The organism is Massilia sp. ST3 (genome assembly GCF_018119405.1).
GTDB lineage: Bacteria > Pseudomonadota > Gammaproteobacteria > Burkholderiales > Burkholderiaceae_D > Telluria.
Genome location: NZ_JAGPWC010000124.1, coordinates 1 through 8,119, shown reverse-complemented (window position 1 = coordinate 8,119; position 8,119 = coordinate 1). Strand labels below are relative to the sequence as shown.

The 8,119-nt window shown below is 70.7% G+C and carries 7 protein-coding genes; 3 read left to right on the top strand and 4 right to left on the bottom strand.

Going from position 1 to position 8,119, the window contains the following annotated elements; all coding sequences use genetic code 11:
* Nucleotides 1-100 precede the first annotated feature (100 nt).
* From cphA to KBW98_RS23355, 4 genes are all read right to left on the bottom strand, one after another.
* The gene (gene cphA, locus KBW98_RS23370) at nucleotides 101-2,689 is read right to left on the bottom strand and encodes a cyanophycin synthetase (protein ID WP_211522569.1); all 2,589 of its coding nucleotides are present in this window, start codon (nucleotides 2,687-2,689) and stop codon (nucleotides 101-103) included.
* Nucleotides 2,686-3,567: a cyanophycinase gene (locus KBW98_RS23365; protein ID WP_211522568.1), complete on the bottom strand. Its 882-nt coding sequence runs from the start codon at nucleotides 3,565-3,567 to the stop codon at nucleotides 2,686-2,688. Before KBW98_RS23365 ends, cphA begins: the two co-directional genes overlap by 4 nt.
* Nucleotides 3,564-4,475 carry an isoaspartyl peptidase/L-asparaginase gene (locus tag KBW98_RS23360; protein WP_211522567.1) on the bottom strand — a complete coding sequence of 304 codons (912 nt, stop codon included), beginning with the start codon at nucleotides 4,473-4,475 and terminating at the stop codon, nucleotides 3,564-3,566. The genes KBW98_RS23365 and KBW98_RS23360 overlap by 4 nt, the downstream gene beginning before the upstream one ends.
* A gap of 157 nt (nucleotides 4,476-4,632) precedes the next feature.
* Entirely contained in the window at nucleotides 4,633-5,067 is a 435-nt protein-coding gene (locus KBW98_RS23355; RefSeq protein ID WP_211522566.1) for a DUF2244 domain-containing protein, read from the bottom strand.
* 218 nt (nucleotides 5,068-5,285) lie between these two features.
* Here KBW98_RS23355 and KBW98_RS23350 point away from each other — a divergent pair, with 218 nt between their 5' ends.
* The 3 genes from KBW98_RS23350 to KBW98_RS23340 all read left to right on the top strand — a co-directional run.
* A complete protein-coding gene (locus tag KBW98_RS23350; RefSeq protein ID WP_211522565.1) occupies nucleotides 5,286-6,563 on the top strand; it encodes an Hsp70 family protein in 1,278 nt (425 codons plus the stop codon).
* Between the two features lie 20 nt (nucleotides 6,564-6,583).
* Entirely contained in the window at nucleotides 6,584-7,234 is a 651-nt protein-coding gene (locus KBW98_RS23345) for a PolC-type DNA polymerase III (protein ID WP_211522564.1), read from the top strand.
* Between the two features lie 187 nt (nucleotides 7,235-7,421).
* A partial coding sequence (locus KBW98_RS23340) for a tetratricopeptide repeat protein (RefSeq protein ID WP_211522563.1) occupies nucleotides 7,422-8,119 on the top strand: 698 nt, incomplete at its 3' end.

Below are 8,119 nucleotides of genomic sequence, written 5' to 3'. Positions count from 1 at the left end.
CCGAGCCCGCCCACCCCCCCCCCCGCCGCGGCCCCCCGGGGGGGGGGGGGCCCCCCCCCCCAACCCTACAAGAAAGGGCTCCGTCTGGAGCCCTTGTTCTTTAGATCGCCGCGGCTTCGATTTGCCGCGCCAGCTCCGGCCTGGTCGGCCTGATGGCCTCGGTCAGTTCGGAGATCGACGACCCGCAACCGAACACCAGCACGTCCCCAGGCTGGCACAGCGACAGTCCGAGCCGGATCGCACGGTGCACGTCCAGTTCGATGCGCATGCTTTCCTGGTCGACCCGTCCCAGCCTTGCCCCGCGCGCCAGCAGCGCGGCGGTCTCGCCTACCGCGCGGCCGCGGTTCTCGGTCTCGTAGATCACCAGCTCGTCGAAGCCCGCCGCGCAGGTGCGTCCGACGTCGACCAGGTCGGCGTCGCGCCGGTCGCCGGGCGCCGCCACCACGCCGACCAGGCGTCCCGGGGTCATGGCGCGGGCGGTCTCGGCGAGGGCGGCGTAGGCCGCCGGATTGTGGGCGTAGTCGACGATCACGGTCACGCCGTCGACGTCGAACAGGTTCGAGCGCAGCGGATTATGCTTGCTGTCCGAGACGAAGCTGCGCAGGCCGGCTGCGATTTCCTCGTTGCCGAAACCCGAAGCCGTGAGGGCGGCGGCGGCGGCCATCGCATTGGCGATGTTGTAGCGCGCCCGGCCCTCGAGCGACACCGGCATGTCGCGCACGTCCAGCAGGGCCTCGTGGCGCGCGCCGTTGGCCAGCACCATGGTCGAATCCTGCAGGTAGACCGCGCGTCCGCCGTGCTCGACATGGCGCAGCAGCACCGGATCTTCAGCGTCGAGCGCAAAATAGATCACCTCGACCTCGGCGTCCAGTTCGTCCGCCATCTTCACGCACCAGCTGTCCTCGGCGTTCAGCACCACCGCGCGCCTGGCCTGCTTGGCGATCACGGCCTTCACCTTGGCCAGGTCCTCGATGGTGTCGATCCCGTCCAGGCCCAGGTGGTCGGCCGAGACGTTCAGCACCACCGAGACGTCGCAGCGGTCGAAGGCCAGGCCGCGCTTGAGGATGCCGCCGCGCGCCGTTTCCAGCACGGCGAAGTCGACGTCCGGCGCCGACAGCACGCTGCGCGCCGAGTGGTAGCCGGTGCAGTCGCCCTCGCGCAGCAGCTGGCCCTGTACATAAACCCCATTGGTGGTGGTCACGCCGTCGCGCAGGCCGGCAGTGCGCACCGTATGGCCGATCAGGAGGCTGGTGGTGGTCTTGCCGTTGGTGCCGGTGACCGCCACCACGGGGATGCGGCCGTCGCACTGGCCGAACAGCGCCTCGACGATGGCGTCGCCGGCGTCGCGCGGCGTGCCGCGGCTCGGGTACTGGTGCATGCGGATGCCCGGAGCGGCGTTGACTTCGATGATGCCGCCTTTCTGCTCGCGCAGCGGCTGGGCGATGTCGCGGCAGATGATGTCGATGCCGGCCACGTCCAGGCCGATGGTGCGGGCGGCCCGGATGCAGATCTCGCGCGTTTCCTCGGTCAGCAGGTCGGTCACGTCCTCCGCGGTGCCGCCGGTCGACAGGTTGGCGTTGCCGCGCAGGTCGGCGTGGACGCCTTCCGGCAGCACGGTGTCGAGGTCGTAGCCTTGCTTGGCCAGGGTTTCCAGGGCCAGGGCGTCGAGCGGGATCTTGGTCAGGATGTTGGTGTGGCCGTCGCCGCGGGCGGGATTGCGGTTTTCCAGTTCCACCAGTTCGCGGATGCTGGAGCGGCCGTCGCCGGTGACGCAGGGCGGACGGCGCCAGGACGCGGCGGCGATCTTGCCGCCCGTGACCAGCACGCGGTAGTCGCGGCCTTCGAGATAGTCCTCGACGATCACGTGGCGGCTGTAGCGGCGCGCATGTTCGTAGGCGCGCGCGACATCCTCGGGCGTGCGGCAGTCGACGGTGACGCCCTTGCCCTGGTTGGCGTCGAGCGGCTTGACCGTGACGGCGCCGTCCAGGCGGCGCGCCACGCGCTGGGCCTGTTCCAGGCTGGTGACCGTGTCGCCGCCCGGCACCGGCACGCCGGCCTGCTCGAGCAGGGTCTTGGTCAGCTGCTTGTCGCTGGCGATGCCGACCGCGATCGAGTTGGTCGCGCCGGTGACCGTGGCCTGCAGGCGCTGCTGGCGGCTGCCCCAGCCGAGCTGGAACAGGTTGGCCTCGTCCGTCAGGCGCAGCGCCGGGATGCCGCGGCGCTGCGCGGCGGCCAGCACCGCGCCGGTGCTGGTGCCGATCGCGTGGCGTTCGGCCAGCTCGCGCAGTTCGGCCAGCGCGTCGTCCAGGCCATAGGCGCGCCCTTCGGCCACCGCATCCAGCAGGTCGGCGGCGGCTTCCAGGGCGGCCACCGCTACCTGTTCGATGGCATAGCCGCACACGACGCGGCGGCTTGCTGCGGCGTCGCGGATGGGCAGGGTGAGGCTGAATGCGCCGGGCGCGCCGGCAAGGCGCTGCAGCTCCGTCATGACCGGCTCGAGGGCGTCGACGCTCAAGGCATCGTCGGCCAGGCGCACGGCGGCTTCGGCGGGGAAGGCGGGGAGCAGTTCGAGCAGGCGGGCGGCGAAGCCCTGTTTGGGACCGGCGCCGTCCTCGACCACTGCCATGAGGCAGGGGCTGGCGGCATACAGGTTCGGGCCGCGCAACATGCGTTTTTGCTTGATTCTCATGAAATCGGGTTCCGTTTGGTGACGTTTTCCAGGAAGTCCAGCAGCGGGGCCGGCAGCTTGGCGCCTTGTGGGCCCTCGCTGCCCGGCAGGCGGTAGCTGCTGCCGGCGGGCAGCAGGTGCAGCCGGACGTCGATCAATTCGGGCGTGTCGCGGTCGGCGATGTCGGACACGTTGGTGATCATGGTGCGGCCGTCGACGATGGTGACGGCCCCTTCGCCGATCACTTCGATCCCGACGCCGCGCTCGACGATCAGGGCGGTGTCCTCGTCAATGCCGATGCCCTGCAAATAGGGATTTTGGGCAACCACAGTCAGCAGGCGCGAGAGACGCTGGCGTTCCGAGAAATGCTGGTCGATCACGACCCGGTGCAGAAAACCGAGGCCGGCGCCCAGGCTAACCGAGCCTTTCTCGGGCAGCAGGTCGGTCCGGCCCTGCGCCAGCATGTGGCCGGACATCGCCGAGGCGCCCGCGCTGGTGCCGCCGATGGTGGCGCCGCGCAGCTTGAGGGCCGCATGCATCTCGGCGTCCAGCGCCGTGCCGCCGATCAGGGCGAGCAAGCGCCGCTGGTCGCCGCCGGTCATGAAGATGCCGTCGGCCTCGGCCACCTGGCGCACGAACTCGGGGCTGTTGGCGTCCTGGCGGCTGTTCAGTTCCAGGTGGCTGCGGCGGGTCACGCCCAGGTCCGCGAAGGCCTCGTCGTACATGTCCCACATCTTGTCGGCGATCCGGCTGGCGGCGGTGATGACCACGATGTTGGCCCCGGGGCCGCCGGCCAGCTCGACGAAGCGCGACAGGATGGTCTTGCCATGCTCGCGGTCCTCGTGGCCGCCGATGATGACCAAGTGGCCGTTGGAGGTTGGTGCCGGCGCGTCGGTCATCGCTGGGTCATCCTTGCCTGGGGCATGTCGCGGTTGCTGCAGGCGCCGGCATCGTTGCGGCTGACCGCGATCAGGCCGACCGCCACGTCCTTGTCGAACAGGTCGATGCCGCGCCGCAGGGCCTGGGCCAGCGGCTCGCCCGCCGCGATCCAGTCGTAGACGGTGCGCGCCAACAGGTGGCGCACGATATGCTCGCCGATGCCGGTGGCGCAGACCGCGCCTTGCGGCCCGGCGTAGAAGCCGCTGCCGATGATCGGGCTGTCACCCACGCGGCCCAGCAGCGCGGGCGCCGAGCCGCCGGTCGAGGTGGCGACGGCGAAATGGCCGTCGGCCCCGCGCACCACGGCGCCCACGGTGTCGCAGGCGGTGGCGTCGGGCAGCTGCAGCGGGCTGTTGTAGTTCCAGGTGCGCGCGAAGATCGCGTTGTCCACGCCCGGCATCACCGGCACCGAGCCGGCCATCTGGGCCATCAGCTTGCGGTGCTCGGCGCGCTGGCGCTCGGTGACGGGACGGCTGGCCGGCAGGCCGATGGCGCGCGCGAAACGCTGGGCGCCTTCGCCGGCCAGCATCCAGTGCGGCGTGTCGGCGATGGCGCGCGCCAGCAGCACCGGGTTCTTCACGTCCTGGACGCAGGCCACGGCGCCCAGGCGTCCGCGGGTATCCATGATCGAGGCGTCCATCTCGATCGTGGCGCCGTCCAGGCCCAGCACCGAGCCGCTGCCGGCGTTCAGGCGGCCGTCGTCCTCGAGCGCGGTGACCGCGACAATGGCGGCGTCGAGCGCGTCGCCGTTGATTTCCAGTTGCGCCAGGGCGCGCCGCGCCGCCAGCACGCAGGCTTCCTCGTGGTCGCAGGATGCGCCGGCGCCGCCGTGCACCACGACGGCGCCGGCTTGTTTGGGGTGACTCATGCTGTCTTTCTTCCTCTGCATTCTTGTTATGGGCGCGGCCAGATCGTGGCCGCGCCGGGTGATGCAAATTATGCAAGACGGCGCACGCGCACCATATCGGTTGCGCCGCCGTGTGCATGTAAGAGCGTGCTTACAGGGAATTGATCAGCGAGCGAATTCAGGCCAGCAGCGAGCCGGGCCGCAGCGCCTGGCGCAGCTGGGCCGCCAGTTCCAGGCGCGCGGCCGGAACCAGGAAGCGGCCGACCTCGGCGCGCTGGCCGCGCGCCTCGAGCACGACCAGGGTGCGCATGCCGAGGTCGGCCAAGGTGACGCGGGTGTGGCGGGGATCGAGGCGCAGCTCGCTGCTGTGCACGCCGTCGTGGCGCTGCACCAGCAGGCAGCCGTCTGCGAGGCGCAGGCATTCCCGGTCCAGGGCGTGGCGGGCGTAATAGTAGAGCGCGGCGCCGACCGCCGCGCTTTCGACCAGGGCGAAGGCCAGCACCATCCAGGCGCCGCGCAGCGTGAACACCAGGGCGATGCCGAGCGTGGCCGCGCTCAGCAGGGCGTAGACGAGCAGCGCCTGGCGCGGGCTCAGCGAGCAGTTGCGTTTCATGCACCACTCGCGTGCAGGGAACGCGAGCGCCGCTCCGCCTGCGGCGGGAGCGGGCAAACCGGCTTCGAGCTCATCCATGCCGCCTCCGTGGTCGATTCGACATGCTTGATGATACCGCCATTGGCGCTGTCGGGCGCGAGCGACAGCGCGGCGGGGGGGGAGGATACAAGCGTCCGCTAATCTGGTACGATACCGCCCCCTCCCATGCAAAGGTTCGTATGACGCACGCTTGCGGCGTTGACTTCGGCACGTCCAATTCCACCGTCGGCTGGCTGCGCCCCGATGCCGGTCCCGGCGCCCGCCATTCCGCGGCCGGGTCCCTGCTCACGCTCGAGGACGGCAAGCCGACCCTGCCGTCCGTCGTGTTCTTCAATGCCGACGACGAGCGGGTCAGCTATGGACGCGAGGCCCTGGCCGAATACCTCGAAGGTTACGAAGGCCGCCTGATGCGCTCGCTCAAGAGCCTGCTGGGCACCAGCCTGATCGACGGCCAGACCGAGGTCGCCGGCCGCGCGCTGCCTTTCCGTTCCCTGCTGGCCCAGTTCATCGGCGAACTCAAGCGGCGCGCAGAGCGCCAGGCCGGCCGGTCCTTCGAGCAGGCCGTGTTCGGCCGCCCGGTGTTCTTCATCGACGGCGACCCGGACGCCGATCGCCTGGCCGAGGACACGCTGGCCGAGGTGGCGCGCTCGGTGGGCTTCCGCGAGGTGAGCTTCCAGTTCGAGCCGATCGCCGCCGCCTTCGACTACGAAGCGGGCATCGAGCGCGAGGAACTGGTCCTGATCGCCGACATCGGCGGCGGCACCTCCGACTTCTCGCTGGTGCGCCTCGGGCCGGAGCGCGCCGGGCGCCTCGACCGGCGCGAGGACATCCTGGCCAACGGCGGCGTCCACATCGGCGGCACCGATTTCGACAAGTACCTGAGCCTGGCCACCGTGATGCCGCTGCTGGGCTATGGCAGCAGTCTGCTGTCGGGCGCGGCCATCCCCTCGAGCTATTACTTCAACCTGGCCACCTGGCATACGATCAACCAGGCCTATACGCGCAAGAGCCAGGCCCAGCTGGCCGACCTGGCGCGCGACGCGGCCGAGCCGCGCAAGATCGCGCGCCTGCAGAACCTGATCGAGGACCGCGCCGGCCACTGGCTGGCGATCCAGGTCGAGGCCGCCAAGATCGGGCTCTCGGGCGCCGAGCAGGTGCACCTGGAACTGGAGCGCCTGTCGCCGCCGGAAGACCTGCTGGTGTTGCGCAGCCAGTTCGAAGCCGCCATCGGCCAGCTGGTCGACAGCGTCGGCGCCACCGTGAGCGCGCTGTTCGCCGAGGCCGGGATCGGCCCGGAGGACGTCGATACGGTATTCTTTACCGGCGGCTCGAGCGGCGTCGGGCTGCTGCGCGAACGCATCGGCGCCCTGGTGCCGGACGCGCGGCGGGTCGAGGGCGACCTGTTCGGCAGCATCGGCGCGGGCCTGGCGCTGGACGCCAGGCGCAAGTTCGGATAGCAGAGAGTAAGGGAACAAGCATGAGTATCTATGAGCGTCCGATCGTGATGCTGGACTTCGAGACCACGGGCCTGTCGCCCGACATGGGCGACCGCATCACGGAAGTGGCGGCGCTGCGCATCGTCGGCGGCGAGATCACGGATCGCTATGTCTCGCTGGTGAACTGCGGGGTGCGCATCCCGTCCTTCATCACCGCGCTGACCGGGATCACCCAGGAGATGGTCGACGGGGCGCCGCCGGCGCGCCAGGTGGTGCCCGAGCTGCTGGACTTCATCGGCGCCGACGTGCTGTCCGCCCACAACGCCAGCTTCGACGAGAAATTCCTGAAAGCCGAAGGCGCGCGCCTGGGCCGCGCCACCTCGCACGCCGCGCTGGTGTGCTCGCTCAAGCTCTCGCGCCGCCTGTATCCCGGCCTGGTGAGCTACAAGCTGGGCCAGCTCTCGCGCCAGCTCGGCATCGCCTTCCGCGGCACCGCCCACCGGGCCGAGGCCGACGCCGAAGTGGCTGCCGAAGTGCTGCTGCACGCCGCGCGCCACCTGGGCCGCACCTGCGGCCTGGAGCAGGTTGCCCCCGACCTGCTGGTCTCGATCAACAAGGTCGCGGCCGCCAAGATCCCCGTCTTCCTCGACAAGTACGCGGCCACCGTACGCGAGCGCGCGGCGGCGCTCTAGGGCCTCGCCACCCCTGGATCGTGCGGGCCCGCGTCCTGCACGATTGTGCCCACGCAAACCCCGGCCTCCCCGCTGTACTTACAATTTTAGCAAGTGGATGGCCTCGCTTGCGCGGGCCGGCGCTTCCGCCGCGGCCCCGGATCCTGGCCGCCCTGCCGATACCGACACCACCGCAAAGGGGACCTGGATGCGCCGCGAGAACGCCGCCCGCGAGGGCTATGACACCTACCTGTGGTTCCACCGCGCCGCACTCGGCGGCGATCCCTACGCCCAGTTCAACCTTGCACTGCTGACCCTGCGCGGCGAGTCGGTCGAGCGCGACGACGAGCGCGGCGCGCTGCTGATGATGCGCGCCGCCCAGCAGGGCCTGGCCTATGCCCAGAGCCAGTTGGGTGCGCTGTACTACAACGGCCGCGGGGTGCCGCGCAGCGCCGAGCTGGCCGCGGTCTGGTTCCGCCGCGCCGCCGAGCAGGGCGACCGCTCCGCGCAGTACAACCTGGGCCTGCTGTACCGGCGCGGGCGCGGAGTGCGCCAGTCGCACGACTGCGCGCTGGGCTGGTTCTGGCGTGCGGCCGAGCAGGGCATGGCGCGCGCCCAGAGCTACCTGGGCGAATGCTACCTGCATGGCCTGGGCGCCGCGGTCAGCTATCCGCTGGCCATGGCCTGGTTCCGCAAGGCGGCGCTGCAGGGCTTTCCGCATGCCCAGCTCCAGCTGGCCCTGATGTACGAGCGCGGGCACGGCATCGACCCCAGCCCCTCGCAGGCCCTGTACTGGTTCCGCCACGCGGCGGCGGCCGGCGATCCGGTGGCCCAGCGCCACCTGGGCCTGGCGTATGCGCAAGGGCAGGGCGTGCGCGCCGATCCGGTCTGCGCCCGCCACTGGCT